The 24,893-nt window shown below is 65.7% G+C and carries 20 protein-coding genes and 1 pseudogene; 14 read left to right on the top strand and 7 right to left on the bottom strand.

All coding sequences use genetic code 11. The annotated features are described in order from the left end of the window. Window positions 1–67 precede the first annotated feature (67 nt). The 5 genes from U5798_RS35820 to dut all read left to right on the top strand — a co-directional run bounded on the left by U5798_RS35820 (window position 68) and on the right by dut (window position 6,284). Window positions 68–1,060, top strand: a complete 993-nt coding sequence (locus U5798_RS35820; protein WP_124456207.1) for a bifunctional riboflavin kinase/FAD synthetase — start codon at window positions 68–70, stop codon at window positions 1,058–1,060. 102 nt (window positions 1,061–1,162) lie between these two features. Next, the gene (gene ileS, locus U5798_RS35815; protein ID WP_322084766.1) at window positions 1,163–4,000 is read left to right on the top strand and encodes an isoleucine--tRNA ligase; all 2,838 of its coding nucleotides are present in this window, start codon (window positions 1,163–1,165) and stop codon (window positions 3,998–4,000) included. 2 nt (window positions 4,001–4,002) lie between these two features. Next, on the top strand, window positions 4,003–4,503 hold the full coding sequence (lspA, locus tag U5798_RS35810) for a signal peptidase II (protein ID WP_124456209.1): 501 nt from the start codon (window positions 4,003–4,005) through the stop codon (window positions 4,501–4,503). 67 nt (window positions 4,504–4,570) lie between these two features. Continuing rightward, window positions 4,571–5,782 (top strand): bifunctional phosphopantothenoylcysteine decarboxylase/phosphopantothenate--cysteine ligase CoaBC, encoded by a 1,212-nt coding sequence (coaBC, locus tag U5798_RS35805; protein WP_124456210.1) that lies wholly within the window; start codon window positions 4,571–4,573, stop codon window positions 5,780–5,782. Between the two features lie 55 nt (window positions 5,783–5,837). Next, window positions 5,838–6,284: a dUTP diphosphatase gene (gene dut, locus U5798_RS35800; RefSeq protein ID WP_021160741.1), complete on the top strand. Its 447-nt coding sequence runs from the start codon at window positions 5,838–5,840 to the stop codon at window positions 6,282–6,284. 48 nt (window positions 6,285–6,332) lie between these two features. On the opposite strand, the gene U5798_RS35795 is transcribed toward dut, so the two are convergent. From U5798_RS35795 to clpS, 4 genes are all read right to left on the bottom strand, one after another. Further along, a complete protein-coding gene (locus tag U5798_RS35795) occupies window positions 6,333–7,103 on the bottom strand; it encodes a hypothetical protein (protein WP_124456211.1) in 771 nt (256 codons plus the stop codon). Between the two features lie 134 nt (window positions 7,104–7,237). Next, window positions 7,238–8,617: an amino acid permease gene (locus tag U5798_RS35790; RefSeq protein WP_124456212.1), complete on the bottom strand. Its 1,380-nt coding sequence runs from the start codon at window positions 8,615–8,617 to the stop codon at window positions 7,238–7,240. Between the two features lie 105 nt (window positions 8,618–8,722). Then, window positions 8,723–11,023, bottom strand: coding sequence for an ATP-dependent Clp protease ATP-binding subunit ClpA (gene clpA, locus U5798_RS35785; RefSeq protein WP_124456213.1), 2,301 nt, complete (start codon window positions 11,021–11,023; stop codon window positions 8,723–8,725). Next, window positions 11,020–11,334: an ATP-dependent Clp protease adapter ClpS gene (gene clpS, locus U5798_RS35780; protein ID WP_006398529.1), complete on the bottom strand. Its 315-nt coding sequence runs from the start codon at window positions 11,332–11,334 to the stop codon at window positions 11,020–11,022. Before clpS ends, clpA begins: the two co-directional genes overlap by 4 nt. A gap of 290 nt (window positions 11,335–11,624) precedes the next feature. Between clpS and U5798_RS35775 the strand changes: the two genes are divergently transcribed. Continuing rightward, a complete protein-coding gene (locus U5798_RS35775; protein WP_176050694.1) occupies window positions 11,625–11,792 on the top strand; it encodes a hypothetical protein in 168 nt (55 codons plus the stop codon). An 89-nt stretch (window positions 11,793–11,881) separates the two neighbouring features. After that, window positions 11,882–12,085 carry a cold-shock protein gene (locus U5798_RS35770; RefSeq protein WP_006478030.1) on the top strand — a complete coding sequence of 68 codons (204 nt, stop codon included), beginning with the start codon at window positions 11,882–11,884 and terminating at the stop codon, window positions 12,083–12,085. A gap of 181 nt (window positions 12,086–12,266) precedes the next feature. Here the strand turns inward: U5798_RS35770 and U5798_RS35765 are convergent, their stop codons facing one another. After that, entirely contained in the window at window positions 12,267–13,874 is a 1,608-nt protein-coding gene (locus U5798_RS35765) for a multicopper oxidase family protein (RefSeq protein WP_322084765.1), read from the bottom strand. A gap of 621 nt (window positions 13,875–14,495) precedes the next feature. Between U5798_RS35765 and U5798_RS35760 the strand changes: the two genes are divergently transcribed. Beyond that, window positions 14,496–14,720 carry a hypothetical protein gene (locus tag U5798_RS35760; protein WP_006478028.1) on the top strand — a complete coding sequence of 75 codons (225 nt, stop codon included), beginning with the start codon at window positions 14,496–14,498 and terminating at the stop codon, window positions 14,718–14,720. A 123-nt stretch (window positions 14,721–14,843) separates the two neighbouring features. Here U5798_RS35760 and U5798_RS35755 read toward each other — a convergent pair whose 3' ends face one another. After that, window positions 14,844–17,072, bottom strand: coding sequence for an NADP-dependent isocitrate dehydrogenase (locus U5798_RS35755; RefSeq protein ID WP_124456215.1), 2,229 nt, complete (start codon window positions 17,070–17,072; stop codon window positions 14,844–14,846). A 262-nt stretch (window positions 17,073–17,334) separates the two neighbouring features. Next, entirely contained in the window at window positions 17,335–18,591 is a 1,257-nt protein-coding gene (gene icd, locus U5798_RS35750) for an NADP-dependent isocitrate dehydrogenase (protein ID WP_006478026.1), read from the bottom strand. A gap of 276 nt (window positions 18,592–18,867) precedes the next feature. Between icd and U5798_RS35745 the strand changes: the two genes are divergently transcribed. From U5798_RS35745 to U5798_RS35720, 6 genes and pseudogenes are all read left to right on the top strand, one after another. After that, window positions 18,868–19,446 carry a pseudouridine synthase gene (locus tag U5798_RS35745; RefSeq protein WP_322084764.1) on the top strand — a complete coding sequence of 193 codons (579 nt, stop codon included), beginning with the start codon at window positions 18,868–18,870 and terminating at the stop codon, window positions 19,444–19,446. Between the two features lie 281 nt (window positions 19,447–19,727). After that, window positions 19,728–19,943: a hypothetical protein gene (locus tag U5798_RS35740; RefSeq protein ID WP_011352970.1), complete on the top strand. Its 216-nt coding sequence runs from the start codon at window positions 19,728–19,730 to the stop codon at window positions 19,941–19,943. Window positions 19,944–20,103: 160 nt separating this feature from the next. Then, window positions 20,104–20,604, top strand: coding sequence for a DUF192 domain-containing protein (locus U5798_RS35735; protein ID WP_124456219.1), 501 nt, complete (start codon window positions 20,104–20,106; stop codon window positions 20,602–20,604). A gap of 216 nt (window positions 20,605–20,820) precedes the next feature. Next, a complete protein-coding gene (gene fusA, locus U5798_RS35730) occupies window positions 20,821–22,932 on the top strand; it encodes an elongation factor G (protein WP_124456220.1) in 2,112 nt (703 codons plus the stop codon). Between the two features lie 165 nt (window positions 22,933–23,097). Next, window positions 23,098–24,114, top strand: coding sequence for a HoxN/HupN/NixA family nickel/cobalt transporter (locus U5798_RS35725; protein ID WP_185658264.1), 1,017 nt, complete (start codon window positions 23,098–23,100; stop codon window positions 24,112–24,114). A 453-nt stretch (window positions 24,115–24,567) separates the two neighbouring features. Further along, a pseudogene (locus U5798_RS35720) lies at window positions 24,568–24,893 on the top strand (hypothetical protein); the annotation flags it as partial.

Below are 24,893 nucleotides of genomic sequence, written 5' to 3'. Positions count from 1 at the left end.
CGAACGTTTATAATCTTCTGCTTTGCGGCATCCCACCGCCCATTCCCCCGACGCTGCATCCGCTATCGTGAAAGTCTTCCGCGGCCTGCCCAACGCCGAGAGCCGCGCCCCGTGCGCGCTGACGATCGGCAACTTCGACGGTGTCCATCGCGGCCACCAGGCCCTGCTCGCGCGCGTGCGCGCGGCAGCGGACGCGCGCGGCCTGCCCGTGTGCGTGATGACGTTCGAACCGCACCCGCGCGAATTCTTCAATCCGGCCGGCGCGCCGCCGCGCATCGCGATGCTGCGCGACAAGCTCGAGGCGCTGCGCGATCACGGTGTCGACCGCGTCGTCGTCGAGCACTTCAACCATACGTTCGCGAGCCAGTCGCCGCAGGCGTTCGTCGAGCGCACGCTGGTGAACGGGCTGCACGCGCGCTGGATGATGGTCGGCGACGATTTCTGCTACGGCGCGAAGCGCGCGGGCACCTTCGACACGCTGAAGGCGGCCGGCGAGCAATACGGTTTCGAAGTCGAGCAGATGGGCACGGTGGCCGGCAGCGACGGCACGCGCATCTCCAGCTCGGGCGTGCGCGCCGCGCTGGCGGCCGGCGATCTCGACGCGGCCGCGCAGGCGCTCGGCCACGGCTATGCGATCAGCGGCCACGTCGCGCACGGGCTGAAGCTCGGCCGCGACCTCGGCTTCCCGACGTTGAACCTGCCGATCGCGCACAAGCGGCCGGCGCTCGCGGGCATTTTCGTCGTGCAGGTGCACGGCCTCGGCCCCGAGCCGCTGCCGGGCGTCGCGAGCCTCGGCCTGCGCCCGACCGTCGACGATTCGGGCCGCGTGCTGCTCGAAGTCCACCTGCTCGACTGGCATGGCGACGCGTACGGCAAGCTCATCCGCGTCGAATTCCTGAAGAAGCTGCGCGACGAGGCGAAATTCGACGATCTCGAGGCGCTGTCGCGCGCGATCGCACTGGACGTCGCGAATGCGCGCGCGTACTTCATCGAGCGCGACCGCGCGCCGGGCAGCCGCGCCACGGGCTTCGCGACGTCGGCCACCGACCGAATTAGCTGATCCGGACGGCGGCGCCTCGCGCCGCACCCTCGCGCCGCCCACTCGCGCGCATCCCCGATTCACGACGCCCGAGCGTCTACCGATTTAGATAGCGATCCCATCATGAGCAACAAGAAAGCCGATTCGAAACCGCAGGCCAAGTATCCGGTCAACCTGCTCGACACGCCGTTCCCGATGCGCGGCGACCTGCCCAAGCGCGAGCCGCAGTGGGTCAAGGAGTGGGAAGAGCGCGGCCTCTACGAGAAGATCCGCGCGGCCAGCAAGGGCCGGCCGAAGTTCATCCTGCACGACGGCCCGCCGTATGCGAACGGCGACATCCACCTCGGCCACGCGGTCAACAAGATCCTGAAGGACATCGTCGTCAAGTCGCGCAACATGGCCGGCTTCGACGCGCCGTACGTGCCGGGCTGGGATTGCCACGGGATGCCGATCGAGATCCAGATCGAGAAGCAGTTCGGCAAGTCGCTGCCGGCGGCCGAAGTGATGAGCAAGGCGCGTGCATACGCGACCGAGCAGATCGAGAAGCAGAAGGTCGGCTTCAAGCGCCTCGGCGTGCTCGGCGACTGGGCGAATCCGTACAAGACGATGAACTTCGTGAACGAGGCGGAAGAGATCCGCGCGCTCGGCAAGATCATCGAGAAGGGCTACGTGTATCGCGGGCTGAAGCCGGTGAACTGGTGCTTCGACTGCGGCTCGGCGCTCGCCGAGGCGGAGGTCGAGTACAAGGACCGCACCGACCCGACGATCGACGTGATGTTCGCGTTCGCGGAACCGGAAAAGACCGCGCAGGCGTTCGGCCTGCCGGCGCTGCCGCGCGCAGAAGGCGGCATCGTGATCTGGACCACCACGCCATGGACGATTCCCGCCAACCAGGCGCTGAACCTCCATCCGGAAATCGTCTACGCGCTGGTCGACACCGAGCGCGGGCTGCTGATCATCGCGCAAGAGCGCGTCGAAGCCTGCATGACCGACTTCAAGCTGACGGGCCGCGTCGTCGCGACCGCGCCGGGCGTGAAGCTCGCCGGCCTGCGCTTCCACCACCCGCTTGCATCGGCCCACCCCGGCTACAAGCGTACGGCGCCCGTCTACCTCGGCGATTACGTGACGACCGACACGGGTACCGGCGTCGTGCACTCGTCGCCCGCGTACGGTATCGAGGACTTCCAGTCGTGCAAGGCGCACGGGATGACCGATTCGGACTTCATCAACCCGGTGATGGGCGACGGCCGCTACATCGAATCGCTGCCGCTGTTCGGCGGCCTGTCGATCTGGGATGCGAACCCGAAGATCGTCGACGCGCTGAACGCGGCCGGCTCGCTGCTGCGCAGCGAGAAGTACACGCACAGCTACATGCACTGCTGGCGCCACAAGACGCCGATCATCTACCGCGCGACGTCGCAGTGGTTCGCCGGCATGGATGTCACGCCGAACGACGGCGGCAAGACGCTGCGCGAAACCGCGCTCGAAGGCGTCGACGCGACCGCGTTCTACCCGTCGTGGGGCAAGCAGCGCCTGTTCAGCATGATCGCGAACCGTCCCGACTGGACGCTGTCGCGCCAGCGCCAGTGGGGCGTGCCGATGGCGTTCTTCGTGCACAAGGAAACCGGCGAGCTGCACCCGCGCACGCTGGAACTGCTCGAGGAAGTCGCGAAGCGCGTCGAGCAGTCGGGCATCGAGGCATGGCAGTCGCTCGACCCGCGCGAGCTGATCGGCGACGACGCGAACCTGTACGAAAAGAACCGCGACACGCTCGACGTGTGGTTCGACTCGGGCACGACGCACTGGCACGTGCTGCGCGGCTCGCACAAGGATCAGCTGCAATTCCCGGCCGACCTCTACCTCGAGGGCTCGGACCAGCATCGCGGCTGGTTCCACTCGTCGCTGCTCACGGCTTCGATGATCGACGGTCGCGCGCCCTACAAGGGCCTGCTCACGCACGGCTTCACGGTCGACGGCGAAGGCCGCAAGATGAGCAAGTCGCTCGGCAACGGCATCGATCCGCACGAAGTCGCGAACCGCCTCGGCGCGGAAATCATCCGCCTGTGGATCGCATCGACCGACTACTCGGGCGAGCTCGCGATCTCCGAGGAAATCCTGAAGCGCGTGACCGAAGGCTATCGCCGCATCCGCAACACGCTGCGCTTCCTGCTCGCGAACCTGTCGGACTTCGACTTCGCACAGCACGCGGTGCCGGTCGAGGAATGGCTCGAGATCGACCGTTATGCGGTCGCGTTCTCGCAGCAACTGCAGACGGAACTGCTCGGCCACTACGAGAAATACGAATTCCACCCGGTCGTCGCGAAGCTGCAGACGTACTGCTCGGAAGATCTCGGCGGCTTCTACCTCGACGTGCTGAAGGATCGCCTGTACACGAGCGCCGCCGATTCGCGCGCACGCCGTTCCGCGCAAACGGCGCTGTACCACCTGACGCAAGGCCTGCTGCGCGTGCTCGCGCCGTTCCTGTCGTTCACGGCGGAAGAAGCGTGGAAGGTGTTCCAGCCGGCCAGCGACACGATCTTCACGGAAACCTACTATGCGTATCCGGAAGTCTCCGGCTCGGCCGCGCTGATCGAGAAGTGGGCGCTGCTGCGCGAAGTGCGCGGCAACGTGACGAAGGCGCTCGAGGAAGCGCGCACCGCGAACCGCATCGGTTCGTCGCTGCAGGCGGAAGTCGCCGTGCATGCAAGCGGCGCGCGTTACGACGCGCTCACGAGCCTCGGCGACGACCTGAAGTTCGTGCTGATCACGTCGGCTGCAACGGTCGTCAAGGTCGACGACGAAGCGCAGGAAAGCGTCGACGTGGCCGCATCGAAGTACCAGAAGTGCGAACGCTGCTGGCACTACCGCGAAGATGTCGGCGCACATGCCGATCATCCGACGCTGTGCGGCCGCTGCTTCTCCAACCTGTTCGAAAACGGCGAAATCCGGAGCGCTGCCTGACCATGGCGAAAACCCTGTCGAAGCCGGCCAGCGGCGCGCTTGCGCCCTGGCTCGGCATTTCGCTGATCGTGATCCTGTTCGACCAGCTGTCGAAGATCGCGATCCTGAAGACATTCGCGTACGGCGCGCAGCATGAGCTGACGTCGTTCTTCAACCTCGTGCTGGTGTACAACCGCGGCGCGGCGTTCGGCTTCCTGTCGACCGCCGGCGGCTGGCAGCGCTGGGCGTTCACCGCGCTCGGCATCGGCGCGACGCTCGTGATCTGCTTCCTGCTGAAGCGTCACGGCCAGCAGCGGCTGTTCAGCCTGTCGCTCGCGCTGATCCTCGGCGGCGCGCTCGGCAACGTGATCGACCGGCTCGTCTACGGTCACGTGATCGACTTCCTCGATTTCCACCTCGGCGCCTGGCACTTCCCGGCGTTCAACCTCGCCGATTCCGCGATCACGGTCGGCGCGGTGCTGCTGATCTACGACGAACTGCGTCGCGTGCGCGGCTCGCGCTAAGCGCGCATACTCGGCGTCGACGGCCGGCTTCGTGCCGGCCGTTCCGTTTGACCCTTGGAGGCCTGAGTTGGCACACGCAGAACTCGCAGGAAAACACCTCGTTCTCGGCCTGACGGGCGGCATCGCCTGCTACAAGATCGCCGAGCTCACGCGGCTGCTCGTGAAGGCCGGCGCGACCGTACAGGTCGCGATGACCGAAGCGGCCACGCAGTTCATCACGCCCGTGACGATGCAGGCGCTGTCGGGCCGGCCCGTCTATACGAGCCAGTGGGACGCGCGCATCGACAACAACATGGCGCACATCGACCTGTCGCGCGAAGCCGACGCGATCGTGATCGCGCCCGCGTCGACGGATTTCCTCGCGAAGCTCGCGCACGGGTTCGCGGACGACCTGCTGTCGACGCTGTGCGTCGCACGCGACTGTCCGCTGCTCGTCGTCCCTGCGATGAACCGCCAGATGTGGCAGAACCCGGCCACGCAGCGCAACGCCGCGCAACTGCGCGCGGACGGCGTATCCGTGCTCGGCCCCGATTCGGGCGCGCAGGCATGCGGCGAAGTCGGCGACGGCCGGATGCTCGAGCCCGAGGCGATCTATGAGGCGATCGTCGCGCACTTCGCGCCGAAGGTACTCGCGCACCGGCGCGTGCTGATCACGGCCGGGCCGACGTTCGAACCGCTCGACCCCGTGCGCGGCCTCACGAACCGCTCGAGCGGCAAGATGGGTTTCGCGCTCGCGCGCGCCGCGCAGCAGGCCGGCGCCGACGTGCATCTCGTCGCGGGGCCGGTCGCGCTCGACACGCCGTGGGGCGTGTACCGCCAGGACGTGCAGACCGCGCAGCAGATGTACGACGCAGTGATGCACGCGGTGGCCGATGCCGACATCTTCATCGCGGTGGCCGCGGTGGCCGACTGGCGCGTCGATCAGCCGGCCGAGCACAAGATGAAGAAGACGGCCGACCGCAAGATGCCGGCGCTCGCCTTCGTCGAGAACCCGGACATCCTCGCGTCGGTCGCGGCGCTGCCCGACCCGCCGTTCTGCGTCGGCTTCGCGGCCGAAAGCGGCGACCTCGACGTGCACGGCGACGAGAAGCGCAAGCGCAAGAACGTGCCGCTGCTCGTCGGCAACCTGGGCCCGCTGACGTTCGGCCGCGACGACAACGAAGTCGTGCTGTTCGAAGCGGCCGGCCTCACGCGCCTGCCGCGCGCCCCGAAGGACGAACTCGCGCATGCGCTCGTCGCGGAAATCGCGAAGCGCCTGCCCGACAACCGCCTGATCTGATCACCCGCGCGACGGCGCTTGCCGCCGCGCCCTTCCCGACCGATTCGACGACCGCATGAAACTCGACCTGAAGATTCTCGACGCGCGCATGCGCGACTACCTGCCCGCCTACGCGACCACCGGCAGCGCGGGCCTCGACCTGCGTGCGTGCCTCGACGCACCGGTCACGCTGCAGCCGGGCGAAACGACGCTCGTGCCGACGGGCCTCGCGATCCACCTCGCCGATCCCGGCTATGCGGCGCTGATCCTGCCGCGCTCGGGCCTCGGCCACAAGCACGGGATCGTGCTCGGCAACCTCGTCGGCCTGATCGACTCCGACTACCAGGGCCAGCTGATGGTCTCGACGTGGAACCGCGGCCAGACCGAGTTCGTGCTGAACCCGTTCGAACGGCTCGCGCAGCTCGTGATCGTGCCGGTCGTGCAGGCGCAGTTCAACATCGTCGACGATTTCGCCGAGAGCGATCGCGGCGAAGGCGGTTTCGGCAGCACCGGCCGCCACTGAGCGGCACTGCATGAAAAAGGGGCCTCGCGGCCCCTTTTCTTTTCGACGTCACTCGCTGACCGGCTGCGCGATCCGTGCAGGCGCCGGTTCGCGTCGCCGCGCGTGCGCGATGCTCGCATAGATCACCATCGCGGCCAGCACGCCGAGCAGCACGGCTGACGATCCGACCGTGCCGAGCGCGAGGCCGCCCTTCGCGACCGGCTTCGTCAGCAGGTCGCCGACCGTCGCGCCGAACGGACGCGTGAGCACGAACGCGGCCCAGAACAGCAGCACGCCCGAGATCCGCGTGAAGTAGTGCGCGAGCACGATCACCGCCAGCAGCCCGCCGATCAGCAGCGCGCCGCCGCCGAAGCCGAGCCCCGAACTGTCCGCGAGGAAGTCGCCGAGTGCGGTGCCGAGCGTGTTCGAGAACAGGATCGCGATCCAGTACAGCAGCTCGACCTTGCGCGTGCGGATCAGGTCGACCGACAGCGATTCGCCGCTCAGGCGCCAGACCGCGAAGATCGCCAGCAGGATCGCGACGAGGATCGACGACCCGGCGGCATAGCCGAGGCCGAGCGTGCGGTCCATGAAGTCGGACATCGTCGTGCCGGCCGTGCTCGTCGCGACGATCACGGCCCAGTAGACCGCCGGGCGATAGCGTGTCGTCCGGAGCTGCGCGCCCAGCGTCACGAGAAAGAAACCGAACAGCAGGATCGAGCTCACCGCGTAGCCGACGTTCAGCGTCATCGACAACAGGTCGCCGCCGGTCTCGCCGAGCGTCGTCGCGCAGATCTTCATGATCCAGAACGCGAGCGTGATTTCGGGAAGTTTGTTCATTCGAACCCCATTTTCAGGAAGCGGCGGGCCGGCGCGCGCCGGCCCGCCTTGCGGACAGGTTCGAATGTAATCGCCGCCGGCTTAACGGAACCTTAGCGAGCGTGCGGAACGGGGAGGCAGTTGCGCCGCCGCGGTCAGCGTGCGTGTTCGTGCCGGTAATGCAGCGCGTAGGCGAGCGTCAGCAGTACGACGAACACGACACCGACCACCATCGTCATCCGGAATTCGCGCGTGAACGCGGTCGTGAACAGGATCGCGGCGACGAGCCCGGCACCGAGCAGGCTGCCGAACGGGTGGCCCCACATCCGGAACGGGAGCGCGGGACCGCGATACTGCGACCGAAAGCGCAGGTGCGTGACGAAGATCATCAGCCACGTGAACAGCGCGCCGAACATCGCGATCGCCATCATCACGGTGAAGGCGGTGTCGGGCGCCAGCGCGACCAGCACCGCCGCGACCGCGACGCCGCTGGTCGAGATCCACAGCGCCGCACGCGGCACGCCGTTCGTGCCGAGCCGGCCGAATACCGCGGGCGCGAGCCGCGCGCGCGACAGGCTGAACATCATCCGCGTCGTCACGTAGAGCTGGCTGTTCATCGCCGACAGCGCCGCGATCAGCAGCACGAAGTTGATCACGCCGGCCGCGTACGGCACGTGCGTCGCGGCCATCACCTTCACAAACGGGCTTTCGTCGGTGCCGGCCGCCGTCCAGGGCACGATCGCGAGCATCAGCGCGAGCGTCAGCAGGTAGAACAGCACGAGCCGGAACACGGTCGAGCGGAACGCGCGCGTGACCGCGTGCTGCGGATCGCGCGCCTCGCCGGCCGCGATCGCGACGGCTTCGATGCTCATGTAGCTGAAGATCGCGACGATCACCGCGACCCACGTACCCCACGGCCCCTTCGGCATGAAGCCGCCGTGCACGGTGTAGTTCGCGAAGCCGATGCCCGATGCGGCCGGCGCGGACCAGACCAGATACGCGCCGAGCACGATGAACACGACGATCGCCGCGATCTTCAGCAGCGAGAACGCATATTCGACCGTGCCGTACAGCGTGACGCTCGCGAGGTTCACTGCGATCAGCAGCGCGGAGAAACCGATCACCCAGTACCAGCCGGGTACGGCCGGGAACCAGTACTTCATGAACACGGCGATCGCGCTGATTTCGGTACCGATCGCGAACACGACCGCGAACCAGTACGCATAACGCACGAGAAAACCCGCGAGCGGGCCGACGTAGTGCTCGGCATACGCGCCGAACGAGCCGGCCGTCGGATGCGCGACGGTCATTTCCGCGAGCGCGCCCATCAGCAGCAGCGCGATCAGCGCGCCGATCGCATACGAAACGAGCACGCTCGGGCCGGCCAGCCCGATCGCGAACCCGCTGCCGAGGAACAACCCCGTGCCGATCGCGCCGCCGATCGCGATCATCGCCATCTGCCCCGACGTCAGCGCGTGGCGCAACCCTTGTTCGCGCGCGACGATAGCGTCGAACGACCGTTGTTGTTGTGTCACTGCGTTACCACTCCCCTGCACCACTATCGCGCCGCCCCGGCGCCGGATAAAACGAAACGGCGCGGAAAACTTCCCGCGCCGTTCGCATGAACAACGAATTATCGCTTACTCGACTTCGACCGTCTCTTCGTTCGGCTTGTGCGGCGGATTCGCCAGCTTGTCGAACGACAACTGCACCTTGTCGTTTTCGTCGACGTCGACCGTCACGTGACCGCCGTTGACGAGCTTGCCGAACAGCAGTTCGTCGGCCAGCGCGCGCCGGATCGTGTCCTGGATCAGTCGCTGCATCGGCCGCGCGCCCATCAGCGGGTCGAAGCCGTGCTTCGCGAGATGCTTGCGCAACGCGTCGGTGAAGAGCGCGTCGACCTTCTTCTCGTGCAGCTGTTCCTCGAGCTGGATCAGGAACTTGTCGACCACGCGCATGATGATTTCCTCATCGAGCGAGCGGAAGCTGATGATCGAATCCAGGCGGTTGCGGAACTCCGGCGTGAACAGGCGCTTGATGTCGGTCATCTCGTCGCCCGTCTCGCGACGCGTCGTGAAGCCGATCGTCGCCTTCTGCATCGACTCGGCGCCCGCGTTCGTCGTCATGATGATGATGACGTTGCGGAAATCCGCCTTGCGGCCGTTGTTGTCCGTCAGCGTGCCGTGGTCCATCACCTGCAGCAGCACGTTGAAGATGTCCGGATGCGCCTTCTCGATTTCGTCGAGCAGCAGCACGCAATGCGGCTTCTTCGTGACGGCTTCGGTCAGCAGGCCGCCCTGGTCGAACCCGACGTAGCCCGGCGGCGCGCCGATCAGGCGGCTCACCGCATGACGCTCCATGTATTCCGACATGTCGAAGCGGATCAGTTCGATGCCGAGCGTGAACGCGAGCTGGCGCGCCACTTCGGTCTTGCCGACGCCCGTCGGGCCGGAGAACAGGAACGCGCCGATCGGCTTGTCCATCTTGCCGAGGCCCGCGCGCGCCATCTTGATCGAGGCCGCGAGTGCGTCGATCGCCGGATCCTGGCCGAACACGACGCTCTTCAGGTCGCGATCGAGCGTCTGCAGCTTGCTGCGATCGTCCTGCGACACGCTTTGCGCCGGCACACGTGCAATCTTCGAGATGATTTCCTCGATTTCGCTCTTGCCGATCGTCTTCTTCTGCTTCGACTTCGGCAGGATGCGCTGCGCGGCGCCCGCTTCGTCGATCACGTCGATCGCCTTGTCCGGCAGGTGGCGGTCGGTGATGAAGCGCGCCGACAGTTCGGCCGCGGCCGACAGCGCACCCGACGAATACTTGACGCCGTGATGTTCCTCGAAGCGCGACTTCAGCCCGCGCAGGATCGCGACCGTCTGCTCGACGCTCGGCTCCGTCACGTCGACCTTCTGGAAGCGCCGCGACAGCGCGGCGTCCTTCTCGAAGATGCCGCGATACTCGGTGAACGTCGTAGCTCCAATGCACTTGAGCGTGCCCGACGACAGCGCCGGCTTCAGCAGGTTCGACGCATCGAGCGTGCCGCCCGACGCGGCGCCCGCGCCGATCAGCGTATGGATCTCGTCGATGAACAGGATCGCGTGCGGGCGCTCCTTCAGTTCCTTCAGCACCGTCTTCAGCCGCTGCTCGAAATCGCCGCGATACTTGGTGCCCGCGAGCAGCGCGCCCATGTCGAGCGAATAGACCTGCGCGTTCGCGAGGATGTCCGGCACTTCGCCGCGCGTGATGCGATACGCGAGCCCTTCCGCGATCGCGGTCTTGCCCACGCCGGCCTCGCCGACGAGCAGCGGGTTGTTCTTGCGGCGACGGCACAGCACCTGCACCACGCGCTCGACCTCGGGCTCGCGCCCGATCAGCGGATCGATGCGGCCGTCCTTCGCCATCTGGTTCAGGTTCTGCGTGAACTGCGCGAGCGGCGTTTCCTTCTGCGCATTCGCGTCTTCGCTTTCCGCATTCGCGTCGGTCGACTTAGCGGCTTCGCCGTTGTTCGTCTTCGCGATGCCGTGCGAAATGAAGTTCACCACGTCGAGGCGCGTGACGCCCTGCTGCTGCAGGTAGTACACGGCGTGCGAATCCTTCTCGCCGAAGATCGCGACCAGCACGTTCGCGCCGGTGACTTCCTTCTTGCCGTTCGACGTCGACTGGACGTGCATGATCGCGCGCTGGATCACGCGCTGGAAACCGAGCGTCGGCTGGGTATCGACATCGTCGGTGCCCGGGACGGTAGGTGTGTTGTCGTGGATGAAATTGCGCAGGTTCTGACGCAAGTCCTCGATGTTGGCCGCACACGCGCGCAACACCTCGGCTGCCGTCGGATTATCCAGCAGGGCCAGCAGCAGGTGCTCGACCGTAATGAACTCATGGCGCGCCTGGCGTGCTTCCATGAACGCCATGTGCAGGCTGACTTCCAATTCCTGGGCAATCATGCTTCCTCCATCACGCACTGCAGCGGATGCCCTGCCTGCCGCGCATGGGTAACGACTTGCTCAACCTTGGTCGACGCGATGTCCCGCGTATAGACCCCACATACCCCTCGTCCTTCACGATGGACCTTCAGCATGATCTGCGTGGCCGTCTCGCGATCCTTCTTGAAATACTCCTGGACCACCATCACGACGAATTCCATCGGCGTGAAGTCGTCGTTCAGCAGCACCACCTTGTACATCGAAGGCGGCTTGAGCTTCTGCTGCTTGCGTTCCAGGACGGTACTGTCCTGCTTGTCCGGGATAATCGCCATACACCCATTCTAAACAACTCGGACAGGCCCGCAATCCTGCCATAACCCGACCGACCGGCCGGCGCCCTCCCCGGTATCCCGGAACACGCCTTCGTCTTCGTGCCATACGAAAGCCGGCTGCGGTGCCGGCTTTCACGCGTGGCGCGGAACACGAACCGTCTGGGGGCAACTGCACCGGACCGTCGTGTCCGCATCCAGTATCCCACAAGCCGGGACGACTCGAACGCGTGTCACTCGAGCCTGGTATATGAGCCGATTATGGGGCTTTTCAAGACCCCGCGCTTGGCGGCATGCTGCAAAGCAAAGCCGGAAAAACCCTGAAAATGGGTTCTTTACAACGACCCTCTAAACGTCTAAAAATTCCACTTGACACTCCAATAAAGAGCGCCAACAATCAAGCTGGCACTTTTTTCAATTTGCCGGTTGGCGAAATGAAAGAGGCCGAGGTGAGCTTGTGAGGGGGGAACGACTGCATTTTCCAGTCGTTTAGCTTTTCGAGCGTGCTCGTGGTAAGTAGCAGCGACTGTGTGACAGGGGAAGTAGGAAAATGGCAACTGGTATCGTTAAGTGGTTCAACGACGCGAAGGGCTTCGGTTTCATCACTCCCGACGAGGGCGGTGAGGATCTGTTTGCGCACTTCTCGGCTATCACCATGAATGGCTTCAAGACGCTGAAGGAAGGCCAGAAGGTGAGCTTTGACGTCGTTCAAGGACCGAAGGGCAAGCAAGCGTCGAACATCCAGGCCGCATAAAGGCATCGGATATCGGACGAAGAAACCCGGCGCATTGCGCCGGGTTTCTTTTTTTGAGGCGGGCCAATCGATAATCGATTGGCCCGCCTTTTCGTTCAATCCCGATAATTGAACATACATTGTCTTGTCACACATGCAGATCGGATATCGGCCCTGCGCGTGAAACACATTCACTACCTCGTTACACGACCTTCAGCGTGCCCATCATGCCGAGGTCCTCGTGTTCGAGAATGTGGCAATGAAACATGCGCTCTCCGGGCATGTCTTGCGTGACGAGAATCGACACGGTTTCGCCGCTGCGCACGTTCACGGTATCGCGCCATGCGCGGAACGGTTCGGTCGAGCGCGCGCTGCCCGACGCGCGCTCGATCACCTGGAACTGCGTGCCGTGCAGGTGGAACGGGTGATCCATGTCGGTGGTGTTGCGAATCTCCCAGCGCTCGATGTCGCCACGGCGGCTCGTCAGCGTGGCACGGTGCGCGGCGTAGGTTTCGCCGTTGATCGTGAAACGCATGCCGGCCGGACGGCCCCGCGCCGCGCCGTTCATCATCGCGTCCATGTCCATTTCCTCGCCGAACGCGACCGTCTTGTGCGCAACCGGTTCGCCGAGCGGCGGCACCGCGCGCAGCGTGGCGGGCAACGCGCGCGCGGCGGCGGGCGCGAATGCGACATCGGCCAGCGCCAGCTCCGGATCGGGCGGCAGGCTGCCGTGGCCGTCGTCGTGCGACATCGCCATCTTGCGGCGGTCGTACTCGGCCGCCTGCAGCACCGCGCGCGACGCGCGGTCGCCGGCGCGCACCAGCAGTTCGGCGCGCTCGCCCGGCGCGATCAGCAGCGACGTCACGCGGCGCGGCGCATCGAACAGCCCGCCGTCGGTACCCGCGTGCTCGAACGCACGGCCGTCGTCGAACGCGACGCGCAGGTAGCGTGCGCTGCACGCGTTCCACACGCGCCAGCGCTCGTCGCCCGCGACGTCGATGCGCGGCCGGCGCGCGCCGTTGACCAGCACGAACTGGCCTTCGCGGCCGTTCATCCAGTCCATCATGTCGTTCGGCGCAATCGTGCCGTCGCGCGCAAGCTTCAGGTCCGACACGAACAGGTTGCGCTCGGGCCAGCCGGCCAGCGGATCGTCCGCGGCCCGCACGATGAACGGGCCAGCCAGCCCGCGAAACACCTGTTCGGCCGTCATCATGTGCGGGTGCGGGTGGTACCAGTAGGTGCCGGCGCTGCCCTTCGGCAGCGTGAAGCGGTACACGCGCGCCGCGCCCGGCGCGACGGGATCGGACGGATTGCCGTCCTGGTCGGGCGGCACGGGCAGGCCGTGCCAGTGGATCGTCGACGGCTGCGGCAGCTTGTTCACGAACTTGATCTCGACCGTGTCGCCTTCGCGCACGTCGATCAGCGGGCCGACGACGGGGCCTTGCGTGCCCGCGCCGAACTGCCAGAACGGGGTCGGCCGCGCGCCGCGCAGCATCGGGCGCGCGACAGGCTGCGCGACCAGCGTGGCCCGGAACGTACCGGGCTCGCGGCTTTCGTTCGCGAGCGTGCGCAACGTCGCGAGCGGCGCGCCGGCCGGCAGCGCGTCGGCGGCCGCGAGCGCGGCCGGCGCAGGCTTGCCGTGCTGCGCGTGCCCCGACATGCCCGACATGCCCGACATGCCGGGCATGTCGTCCATCGAATCCATGCCGGCCATGCCAGTATGACCGGCATGCTGCGCCCACGCGGTGCGCGCGAACAGCGACGCGGCCGCGACCCCGATGGCGCGCGACAGGAAGGTTCTCCGTATCATCAATCGATCCTCGTTATCCATGCAGCGTCGCGCGACAGCCGCGACGCGTGCGCCGGCCGGCCGAACCGCCGGTGCGCGACGCGAAACCCAATGCCCGCGTCATCATAACCGCTGGCCTCTATCGAAGAACGCCGCCACCGGTCTGGCGGCGATACGCCGCAGCGCGGCTTGGCACCGCCCTTCGTCGGCCATCGCGCCCCGCCCCGGACCGGCCCGCCGCCGCATCCAGCCGCCCGTTTTGCGCGTGCCGTTCGGCGCCCCGCGGCACGCGTCGCGCCATCCCGCCGTAAAACCGCTAGTTTTTCACGATGTGGAACAAGTCCCTGCGTTGTAAAAATTCGTGGTGCAGGGCACAAATTTCGCGTTTCGCGATACCAAAAAACGTTCCGCAATACAAAACGAATGAAATATCATCTTGTTTTTAAACGAGAATTTTTGTTTCGAGAAGCCGTTCTACATGCACCATCCGACCGGGTCGCGGACGTAGACTTTGTTCCATGCACTGACGCTTCGCCACGACGTTCGATACGGAACCCGGCGCAAGCAGCCAGTCGGGCCACAGCCGGCCAAGCCGGCAGGCGGCACACCAGAATCGCTTGTGATCAGAAAGGGAGAACGGAAATGAAGGGATTTCGCTTTGGTTCAGCGCTCGGGTCGTTCTACATCCTGCCGGCAAACGGCGGCTGGGAAGCGACGTTCGGCAACGCTTCGCTCGGCGCGTTCTCGTGCCCGGAAGTCGCGGCCGACCGCATCTCGCGCGGCGACTGCGCGCAGCCTTCCGAACTGGACACGGCCACGCTCGAAGTGCCGGACGAAATCGCCGAATGGGAAATCGTTCACGTCTGAATGGCAAGCCTGCAACGAAAAACGCCCCGGGCGACCGGGGCGTTTTCATTGAGTGTCGGACGGCGAGCGGCCAGCCGCGCCGCGTCGACACACGCGTTGGCGCGCGCGATTGCGCGGCCCGCGTCAGGCGACTGCGTCGACGATGGCGTTCAGCGTCGCGCTCGGGCGCATCGCCTGGCTCGTCAGGTCGACGTTCGGACGGTAGTAGCCGCCGATCGCCTGCGCCTTGCCTTGCGCGGCCGCCAGCTCTTCCAGGATGCGCGCTTCGCTGTCGGACAGCGCCTTCGCCACACCTTCGAACTGCGCCTTCAGCGCGGCGTCCTCGGTCTGCTCGGCCAGCGCCTGCGCCCAGTACAGGCACAGGTAGAAGTGGCTGCCGCGGTTGTCGAGGCCGCCGACCTTGCGCGCCGGCGACTTGTTCTCGTCCAGGAACTTGCCGGTCGCCTGGTCGAGCGTTTTCGCGAGCACGACCGCCTTCGGGTTCTGGTACGCGTTGCCGAGGTGTTCGAGCGACGCGGCCAGTGCGAGGAATTCGCCGAGCGAATCCCAGCGCAGGAAGCCTTCCTCGACGAACTGCTGCACGTGCTTCGGCGCCGAGCCGCCCGCGCCCGTTTCGAACATCCCGCCGCCGGCCATCAGCGGCACGATCGACAGCATCTTCGCGCTGGTACCGAGTTCCATGATCGGGAACAGGTCGGTCAGGTAGTCGCGCAACACGTTGCCGGTGACCGAGATCGTGTCCTTGCCCGCACGGATGCGCTCGAGCGAGAAACGCGTCGCCTCGACCGGCGTCATGATGCGGATGTCGAGGCCGTTCGTGTCGTGGTCCTTCAGGTAGCGTTCGACCTTCGCGATGATCTGCGCATCGTGCGCACGCGCCGGATCGAGCCAGAACACGGCCGGTGCGCCGGTCGCGCGGGCGCGATTGACCGCGAGCTTGACCCAGTCCTGCACCGGTGCGTCCTTCGTCTGGCACATGCGCCAGATGTCGCCGGCTTCCACTGCATGCTCGAGCAGCACGTTGCCGGCTTCGTCGGTGACGCGCACGACGCCGTCCGCCGGGATCTGGAACGTCTTGTCGTGCGAACCGTATTCCTCGGCCGCCTGCGCCATCAGGCCGACGTTCGGCACGCTGCCCATCGTGACCGGATCGAATGCGCCGTGCTGCTTGCAGTCCTCGATCACGGCCTGGTAGACGCCTGCGTAGCAGCGGTCCGGAATCACGGCCTTCGCGTCGTACAGCGCGCCGTCCGGGCCCCACATGCCGCCCGAATCGCGGATCATCGCCGGCATCGACGCGTCGACGATCACGTCGCTCGGCACGTGCAGGTTCGTGATGCCCTTGTCGGAGTTGACCATCGCGAGGCGCGGACGCACCGCGTATTCGGCCTTGACGTCGGCTTCGATCGCTTCGCGCGTGTCGGCCGGCAGGTCCTTCAGGCGCGCGTACAGGTCGCCGATGCCGTTGTTCGGGTTGAAGCCGACCTGCGCCAGCACGTCCGCGTGCTTCGCGAGCGCGTCGCGGTAGAAGACCGACACGAAGTGACCGAACAGGATCGGGTCCGAGACCTTCATCATGGTCGCCTTCAGGTGCACCGAGAACAGCACGTCCTGCGCCTTGGCGTCGGCGATCTGCGCTTCGATGAAGCTGCGCAGCGCATTGCGGCTCATCACCGATGCGTCGATGACTTCACCAGCCTTCACGGCCGTCTTTTCCTTCAGCACCTTCTTCGCGCCGTCGGTCGTCGTGAGTTCGATCTTCACGCTGCCGGCATCGGCGATCAGCGCCGACTTCTCGCTGCCGTAGAAGTCGCCTTCGGTCATGTGTGCGACGTGCGCCTTCGACGTGGCCTTCCACGCGCCCATCTTGTGCGGATGCTTGCGTGCGTAGTTCTTGACCGACAACGGCGCGCGGCGGTCGGAGTTGCCTTCGCGCAGCACCGGGTTCACCGCGCTGCCCTTGATCTTGTCGTAGCGCGCCTTGACCGACTTCTCTTCGTCCGTCGACGGATCTTCCGGATACGCCGGCAGCTTGTAGCCCTGCGCCTGCAGTTCGGCGATCGCGGCCTTCAGCTGCGGCACCGATGCGCTGATGTTCGGCAGCTTGATGATGTTCGCTTCCGGCTTCAGCGTGAGCTGGCCCAGTTCGGCCAGATCGTCGGAACCCTTCTGCTCCGGCGGCAGGATGTCTGCGAATGCCGCGATGATGCGGCCGGCGAGCGAGATGTCGCGCGTTTCGACGGCGACGCCGGACGAACGCGTGAAGGCCTTGACGATCGGCAGCAGCGAATAGGTCGCGAGCGCGGGCGCTTCGTCGGTGAGGGTGTAGATGATCTTGGGCGAAGTGGACATGGTGGTCAAAGCATTGCTACGTGATTGTTGAACTGAGGAGCGCCGGCGGTAACCGGCGGGGAGCGACCGGGTCGGTCGCGAAAGGGGCGCGCCGGCTCAGCCGGGCGGTGGTGTTGCGAGGGCCGTCATGTTCTACCTTGCAGGGCCTCCGGGCCGCATGCCGGACCGCCCTGCCAACAAACCTGCCATCCACGAAACGCCCCGGCGCCGGCAGTCAGCGCCGGGGCGGCCGGCAACCTGCCGGCCCACCCCGGAAGGGGTCTTACATGTTCTCGATCAGCACTTCGCCGAAGCCGGAGCACGACACCTGCGTCGCGCCTTCCATCAGGCGCGCGAAGTCGTACGTGACGCGCTTCTGCAGGATCGACTTCTCCATTGCGGCGATGATCGTGTCGGCCGCTTCCGTCCAGCCGAGATGGCGCAGCATCATTTCCGCCGACAGGATCTCGGAACCGGGGTTCACGTAATCCTTGCCCGCGTACTTCGGCGCCGTGCCGTGCGTCGCCTCGAACATCGCGACCGAATCCGACAGGTTCGCGCCCGGCGCGATCCCGATGCCGCCGACCTGCGCGGCCAGTGCGTCGGAGATGTAGTCGCCGTTCAGGTTCAGCGTCGCGATCACGTCGTATTCGGCCGGGCGCAGCAGGATCTGCTGCAGGAACGCATCGGCGATCGAATCCTTGATCACGATCTCGTTGCCCGTCTTCGGGTTCTTCACGCGCATCCACGGGCCGCCGTCGATCAGCTCGCCGCCGAATTCCTTCTGCGCGAGCGCGTAGCCGGCGTCACGGAACAGGCCTTCCGTGAACTTCATGATGTTGCCCTTGTGCACCAGCGTGACCGACTTGCGATCGTTGTCGATCGCATACTGGATCGCCTTGCGCACGAGACGCTCGGTGCCTTCGGTCGACACGGGCTTGACGCCGATCCCCGAGGTTTCCGGGAAGCGGATCTTCTTCACGCCCATCTCGTCCTGCAGGAACTTGATGACCTTCTTCGCCTGCTCGGAACCCGCGGCCCATTCGATGCCCGCGTAGATGTCTTCCGAGTTCTCGCGGAAGATCACCATGTCGATCTTCTGCGGCTCGCGCACCGGCGACGGCACGCCCTTGAAATACTGGACCGGGCGCAGGCACACGTACAAGTCGAGCTCCTGGCGCAGCGCGACGTTCAGCGAACGGATGCCGCCGCCGACCGGGGTCGTGAGCGGCCCCTTGATCGACACCACGTATTCCTTCAGCACCTGCAGCGTTTCGTCCGGGAGCCACACGTCCGGACCGTACACCTTCGTCGCCTTCTCGCCCGCGAAGATCTCCATCCAGTGGATCTTGCGCTTGCCCTTGTAGGCATGCGCGACCGCCGCATCGACGACCTTGATCATGACCGGCGTGATATCGAAGCCCGTACCGTCGCCTTCGATATAGGGAATGATCGGCTGATCGGAAACGTTGAGCGAGAAGTCCTTGTTGACGGTGATCTTGTCACCGCCTTCCGGAACCTTGATGTGCTGATACGGCATGATCGACTCCAGTGACGTGGCTGAGCAGGTGATGCTGGTCGAAGCTGCGCGCGCGGCGGGGGCGCGGCATGGCCACCCCGTGACGGCAACAGCGAGCCGCTATTCTAGCGCCCCAACCGGGCACTTCGGCATGAACCGCGGCACTGCGTATCAAGGCCTCACTTATGTCTTATATAAGACAGAGGACTTGCCGTTCCGTATTATGCATTAAGATTCCGCCATTTGCCATAGACCGCCCGCCCCGCCTCCCGCGGCAGGCCGGGCGGGCGCCCTGCCATGAACCTGATCGCCCTCAACAAGCCGTTCGGCACGATTTGCCAGTTTTCCGCGCACGAGACGCGCCCGTCGCTCGGCGACTGGGTAAAAACGCCCGGCGTCTATGCGGCCGGCCGGCTGGACGCGGACAGCGAAGGCTTGCTGCTGCTCACCGACGACGGCGCGCTGCAGGCGCGCATCGCGGAGCCGCGCCACAAGCTCGTGAAGCGCTACTGGGCGCAGGTCGAGGGCGCGCCCGGCCCGGCCGACCTGAAGGCGCTCGCGCGCGGCGTCGATCTCGGCGACTACGTGACGCGCCCGTGCCGCGCCGAATTCATCGAGCCGCCCGACACGCTGTGGGCGCGCAATCCGCCGATCCGCTACCGCGCCGCGATCCCGACCACCTGGATCGAACTCGCGATCACCGAAGGCAAGAACCGGCAGGTGCGCCGGATGACGGCAGCCGTCGGCTTCCCGACGTTGCGCCTGGTGCGCGTCGGCATCGGCGCACTGGATATATTTGCGCTCGACATTGCACCGGGCGAAACAATCGCACTGCCGCCGCGCGCGCCATGGGACGGTTTCGCGGCCGCCGGATAACGAATCCGGGAAACGCGAATTTTTCGTCGTCTTTTTCGTCAACCGGCTGCGAAGATCGCGCGTTAAACCACGCAGATGCCAACCTTAGCTATCCGGCATTGGCAGCCGAACCCGTGTTTGCGTCACGAAAGCGACGTTTTTCTCGAATACGATTCGGCGCCCGCAGCGCAATGAGAAATTTCTCGAAGCGTCTGTCAACCGAAAGGTGGATGGCACCGTTAGACGACATGACTCCTATTGCCGGGTCATTTGGTTAATTAACTAAAGCTGAGGAACACAACATGAACAAACTGATCGCCGCTCTGGTCGCTGGCCTCTTCGCAACGGCTGCTTTCGCACAAGCTTCGGCTCCGGAAGCTGCTCCGGCAGCAGCAGAAGCTGCTTCGGCACCGGCTAAGCACGCTGCCAAGAAGCACCACGCTGCCAAGAAGCACCACAAGGCATCGAAGAAGGCTGCAGCAAGCGACGCAGCAGCACCGGCAGCTGCTTCGAACTAAGTAAGCTGGCTGTAATAACGCAGTCAAGAACACGCAGTCTTGCCGTTCTTACGGCGTTGAAAGGCAGATCACCGCAAGGCGATCTGCCTTTTTCTTTTGTGTGCCCGCCGGCGCGCATCGCGTACCATGCGGGTCTCGTTTTCCAGACAGGAGCCATGCTGTGCAATTCTCCCTGCGCTCGTCGCTCGGCCGCCTAGCGCGCGCCACCGTGTTTCCCGCCGCGCTCGCCGTCCTCGCGCTCGGCATGCAGGCCGCCGGCGCGCAGATGCCGCCCGGCGCCAAGCAGCCGAGCGAGTTTCCGCGCGTGAAGCTGCGCGCCGGCATGTACGTGATCGACGCGGCCGTCGCCGCGAACGACGCCGACCGCGAACAGGGGCTGATGTACCGTTCGCAGCTCGCGCCGAACGAAGGCATGCTGTTCGTCTTCAACGAGAACGCCGTGCACTGCTTCTGGATGAAGAACACGCTGATCCCGCTGTCGATCGCGTTCATCCGCGCGGACGGCACGATCACCGACATCGACGAGATGAAGGCCGAGACGACCGACAACCACTGCCCGCGCAACAACGGCGTCTACGCGCTCGAAATGAGCAAGGGCTGGTTCGCGGCGAAGGGCATCAAGCCCGGCATGAAGCTCGACGGCCTGCCGAAGGCCCAGTAACCGCCTGTTCCGCGGCGTCGCGCCGCGCATCGACCGAAGCCGGCCGCCCGTTGCGCGCCGGCTTTTTTTCACCTGCCGGCGGCACTGCCCCGCTTGATTCCGCCGGCGCCGGCCGCATCTGCAAAAGCCACGCGCAAGCGCTATGCTTTAAGTCTCGCTTGTCCAGCCCGGGCCGGCACCGCCGGCTCGCTTACATTCGAACCTAAGGAGGTTCACGTGCCCCGCAAAACCCCCATCGAGCGCTATCGCAATATCGGGATCAGCGCTCACATCGATGCCGGCAAGACCACGACGACCGAGCGCATCCTGTTTTACACCGGCGTGAGCCACAAGATCGGTGAAGTGCACGACGGCGCGGCCACGATGGACTGGATGGAGCAGGAGCAGGAACGCGGCATCACGATCACGTCGGCGGCGACCACGGCCTTCTGGAAGGGCATGGCCGGCAACTATCCGGAACACCGCATCAACATCATCGACACGCCCGGGCACGTCGACTTCACGATCGAAGTCGAGCGCTCGATGCGCGTGCTCGACGGCGCGTGCATGGTCTACGACTCGGTCGGCGGCGTGCAGCCGCAGTCCGAAACCGTGTGGCGCCAGGCGAACAAGTACAAGGTGCCGCGCATCGCGTTCGTCAACAAGATGGACCGCATCGGCGCCGACTTCTTCCGCGTGCAGAAGCAGATCGGCGAGCGCCTGAAGGGCGTCGCCGTGCCGATCCAGATTCCGATCGGCGCGGAAGATCATTTCCAGGGCGTCGTCGATCTCGTGAAGATGAAGGCGATCGTGTGGGACGACGAAAGCCAGGGCGTGAAGTTCACGTACGAGGACATCCCCGCGAACCTCGTCGAGCTCGCGCACGAATGGCGCGAGAAGATGGTCGAGGCCGCGGCCGAAGCGAGCGAGGAACTGCTCGAGAAGTACCTGCACGACCATGAATCGCTGACCGAGGACGAGATCAAGGCCGCGCTGCGCAAGCGCACGATCGCGAACGAGATCGTGCCGATGCTGTGCGGCAGCGCGTTCAAGAACAAGGGCGTGCAGGCGATGCTCGACGCGGTGATCGACTACCTGCCGTCGCCGGTCGACGTGCCGGCGATTCTCGGCCACGACTTCGCCGATCCGGAAAAGCCGGCGGAACGTCATCCGAGCGATGACGAGCCGTTCTCGTCGCTCGCGTTCAAGATCATGACCGACCCGTTCGTCGGCCAGCTGATCTTCTTCCGCGTGTATTCGGGCGTCGTCGAATCGGGCGATACGGTGCTCAACGCGACGAAGGACAAGAAGGAACGCCTCGGCCGGATCCTGCAGATGCACGCGAACGAGCGCAAGGAAATCAAGGAAGTGCGCGCGGGCGACATTGCGGCTGCCGTCGGGCTGAAGGAAGCGACCACGGGCGACACGCTGTGCGATCCGGTCAAGCCGATCATCCTCGAGAAGATGGAGTTCCCGGAGCCCGTGATCTCGCAGGCCGTCGAGCCGAAGACGAAGGCCGACCAGGAAAAGATGGGCCTCGCGCTGAACCGCCTGGCGCAGGAAGATCCGTCGTTCCGCGTGCAGACCGACGAAGAATCCGGCCAGACGATCATTTCGGGGATGGGCGAGCTCCACCTCGAAATCCTGGTCGACCGGATGAAGCGCGAGTTCGGCGTCGAAGCGACGGTCGGCAAGCCGCAGGTCGCGTATCGCGAGACGGTGCGCACGACGGCATCCGACGTCGAGGGCAAGTTCGTCAAGCAGTCGGGCGGCCGCGGCCAGTACGGCCATGCGGTGATCACGCTCGAGCCGAACCCGGGCAAGGGCTACGAGTTCCTCGACGAGATCAAGGGCGGCGTGATTCCGCGCGAGTTCATCCCGGCCGTCGACAAGGGCATCACCGAAACGCTGAAGAGCGGCGTGCTCGCGGGCTACCCGGTCGTCGACGTGAAGGTGCACCTGACGTTCGGCTCGTACCACGACGTCGACTCGAACGAAAACGCGTTCCGGATGGCCGGCTCGATGGCGTTCAAGGAAGCGATGCGCCGCGCGAAGCCCGTGCTGCTCGAGCCGATGATGGCCGTGGAAGTCGAGACGCCCGAGGAATTCATGGGCAACGTGATGGGCGACCTGTCGAGCCGTCGCGGCATCGTGCAGGGGATGGAAGACATCGCCGGCGGCGGCGGCAAGCTCGTGCGCGCCGAGGTGCCGCTCGCGGAGATGTTCGGCTATTCGACGTCGCTGCGTTCGGCGACGCAAGGCCGCGCGACCTACACGATGGAGTTCAAGCAGTACGCAGAAACGCCGGCCAACGTATCGGAAGGCGTGATCAGCGCGAAGACGAAGTAAGCGCCGGGCGCTCGCGCCCCGTCGCATGCACGCAAGCCCGTCCGGTTCCGGACGGGCTTTTTTTCATCCGGCGCGCGCTGCCGCGATGGCGTCCTTTTGACCGGCTCGCAGGCATTTTTTTCGCATGCCACAATGGAAAGCGATTCGTCAGATGGAACCCGCCCGATGCCGCCCACCCCTGCCCTGCGCCGCCTGCTGATGCTCTACGCCGGCCTGATCGCCGCGAACGTCGCCGTGTGGCTGTGGGCGCTCGCGGTGCTGCGCGACCATCCGCTGCTGCTCGGCACCGCGGCGATCGCGTACGGGCTCGGGTTGCGTCATGCCGTCGACGCCGATCACATCGCCGCGATCGACGTCGCGACACGCAAGCTGATGCAGGACGGCCAGCGCCCGGTGAGCGTCGGGCTGTTCTTCTCGCTCGGCCATTCGACGATCGTGATCGCGGCGACGCTTGGCATCGCGCTGACCGCGTTCGCGCTGCGCGACCGGTTCGATGCGTTCCGCGAGATCGGCGGCACGATCGGCACGGCGGTGTCGGCCACCTTCCTGCTCGTGCTCGCGTGCGTGAACCTGATGATCCTGCGCGACGTATGGCGGCGTTATCGCCGCGCCCCCGCGCACGCACACACGCACGGCGACGCGCACGTGCACCGCCCCGCCGGACTCGTGTCGCGACTGCTGCGCCCGCTGTTCCGGTTCGTGTCGAAAAGCTGGCACATGTATCCGGTCGGTGTGCTGTTCGGGCTAGGTTTCGATACTGCAACCGAAATCGGCCTGCTCGCGATCGCCGCCGCGCAGGCGAGCCAGGGGTTGCCGGTCTACACGGTCATGCTGTTTCCCGCCTTGTTCACCGCCGGCATGACGCTGATCGACTCGACCGACAACGTGCTGATGATTCATGCCTATGGCTGGGCGATGGACGATCCGCAGCGCAAGCTGCTCTACAACGCGAGCATCACGTTCGTGTCGGCGGCCGTTGCACTGGCGATCGGCGGGATCGAGGCGGCCGGCCTGCTGGCCGACAAGCTGGCGCTGACGGGCCCCGTGCGCGACACGCTCGATGCGCTCGGCGAACGCTTCGGCTCGATCGGCTACGGCATCGTCGCGCTGTTCCTCGTGTGCTGGATCGCGTCGATCCTGTTCCACCGCTGGCAGCGCGCCGCCGACGCGCCGGCGCGCTGAGCCGCGCGCGAAAGCTCACACGTTTCAATTCGGAAACAAAATCCCCCCGACGACGTTGCATGCGTGCGTCGCGTGTCCGCGCGCGCCTTGCGTGACGGGCACAAGCGGCCGATGGCACGAATCTCGCAGATAGGGATTCGCACGGCGGGCCCGCGTGCCGATCCGCGTTCGCGGCTGGCGTCAAGCGCCGGCCCGAAGGCAATCGGCTGCCGATAGGACAACGAATCTTTTCTGGCTCCCTGCACCACACGTAGATCGTCGCGCGGCAACGAGGCGCCGCGCGCATGGGAGGCCATGATGCATAAGACGAAACAACCGTCCCGCCCGGCGGGACGGCGCCCTCGTGCAACCTTGCTGGCCGCGGCCGCGTTTGCGTGCTGCTGCTCGTATGCGGTCGCACAAACCACCACGCCCGACTCCGTGGCCGGCGCGAACGCCGGCGCGGACACCATCATGACGCTGGTCGCGGACGCTTCGTCGTGCGCAGCCAATCCGGCTGGGTGTGCGGTGCAGGTCTATGCCGGTCATGGTATCGGCGGCAACGGTGCCGGCACGAGCGGCAGTGGCGGCAGCAGTCCTGGACCGGCCAACGGCAGTGGTAGCGGCAACGGCAGCAGTGGAAACAACGGCAACGGTGCCGTCGGACCTGCCGGTGCCGGTGGAGCGACAGGTGGAACGTCCGGCGGGACGAGCGGCACGGGTCGCGGAGGGAACTCGTCCGGCAACGGTGGTAATGGTACTTCCGGTGGCGGCACTTCCGGTGGCGGCACTTCCGGTGG

This window comes from Burkholderia sp. BCC1972 (assembly GCF_905339605.1).
Taxonomy (GTDB): domain Bacteria; phylum Pseudomonadota; class Gammaproteobacteria; order Burkholderiales; family Burkholderiaceae; genus Burkholderia.
The sequence above is the reverse complement of the archived record's forward strand: the minus strand, read 5'-3'. Positions and strand labels throughout refer to the sequence as shown.

Bases quoted from the DNA above. Each gene is read 5' to 3' on its own strand.
- U5798_RS35775 (WP_176050694.1), top strand. From the start codon at position 11,625: ATGCTGCAAAGCAAAGCCGGAAAAACCCTGAAAATGGGTTCTTTACAA.
- U5798_RS35725 (WP_185658264.1), top strand. From the start codon at position 23,098: ATGCCGCCCACCCCTGCCCTGCGCCGCCTGCTGATGCTCTACGCCGGC.
- U5798_RS35755 (WP_124456215.1), bottom strand. From the start codon at position 17,072: ATGTCCACTTCGCCCAAGATCATCTACACCCTCACCGACGAAGCGCCC.
- clpS (WP_006398529.1), bottom strand. From the start codon at position 11,334: ATGGCGATTATCCCGGACAAGCAGGACAGTACCGTCCTGGAACGCAAG.
- U5798_RS35740 (WP_011352970.1), top strand. From the start codon at position 19,728: ATGAACAAACTGATCGCCGCTCTGGTCGCTGGCCTCTTCGCAACGGCT.
- U5798_RS35760 (WP_006478028.1), top strand. From the start codon at position 14,496: ATGAAGGGATTTCGCTTTGGTTCAGCGCTCGGGTCGTTCTACATCCTG.
- ileS (WP_322084766.1), top strand. From the start codon at position 1,163: ATGAGCAACAAGAAAGCCGATTCGAAACCGCAGGCCAAGTATCCGGTC.
- dut (WP_021160741.1), top strand. From the start codon at position 5,838: ATGAAACTCGACCTGAAGATTCTCGACGCGCGCATGCGCGACTACCTG.
- U5798_RS35770 (WP_006478030.1), top strand. From the start codon at position 11,882: ATGGCAACTGGTATCGTTAAGTGGTTCAACGACGCGAAGGGCTTCGGT.
- icd (WP_006478026.1), bottom strand. From the start codon at position 18,591: ATGCCGTATCAGCACATCAAGGTTCCGGAAGGCGGTGACAAGATCACC.
- U5798_RS35765 (WP_322084765.1), bottom strand. From the start codon at position 13,874: ATGATACGGAGAACCTTCCTGTCGCGCGCCATCGGGGTCGCGGCCGCG.
- U5798_RS35745 (WP_322084764.1), top strand. From the start codon at position 18,868: ATGAACCTGATCGCCCTCAACAAGCCGTTCGGCACGATTTGCCAGTTT.
- lspA (WP_124456209.1), top strand. From the start codon at position 4,003: ATGGCGAAAACCCTGTCGAAGCCGGCCAGCGGCGCGCTTGCGCCCTGG.
- clpA (WP_124456213.1), bottom strand. From the start codon at position 11,023: ATGATTGCCCAGGAATTGGAAGTCAGCCTGCACATGGCGTTCATGGAA.
- U5798_RS35795 (WP_124456211.1), bottom strand. From the start codon at position 7,103: ATGAACAAACTTCCCGAAATCACGCTCGCGTTCTGGATCATGAAGATC.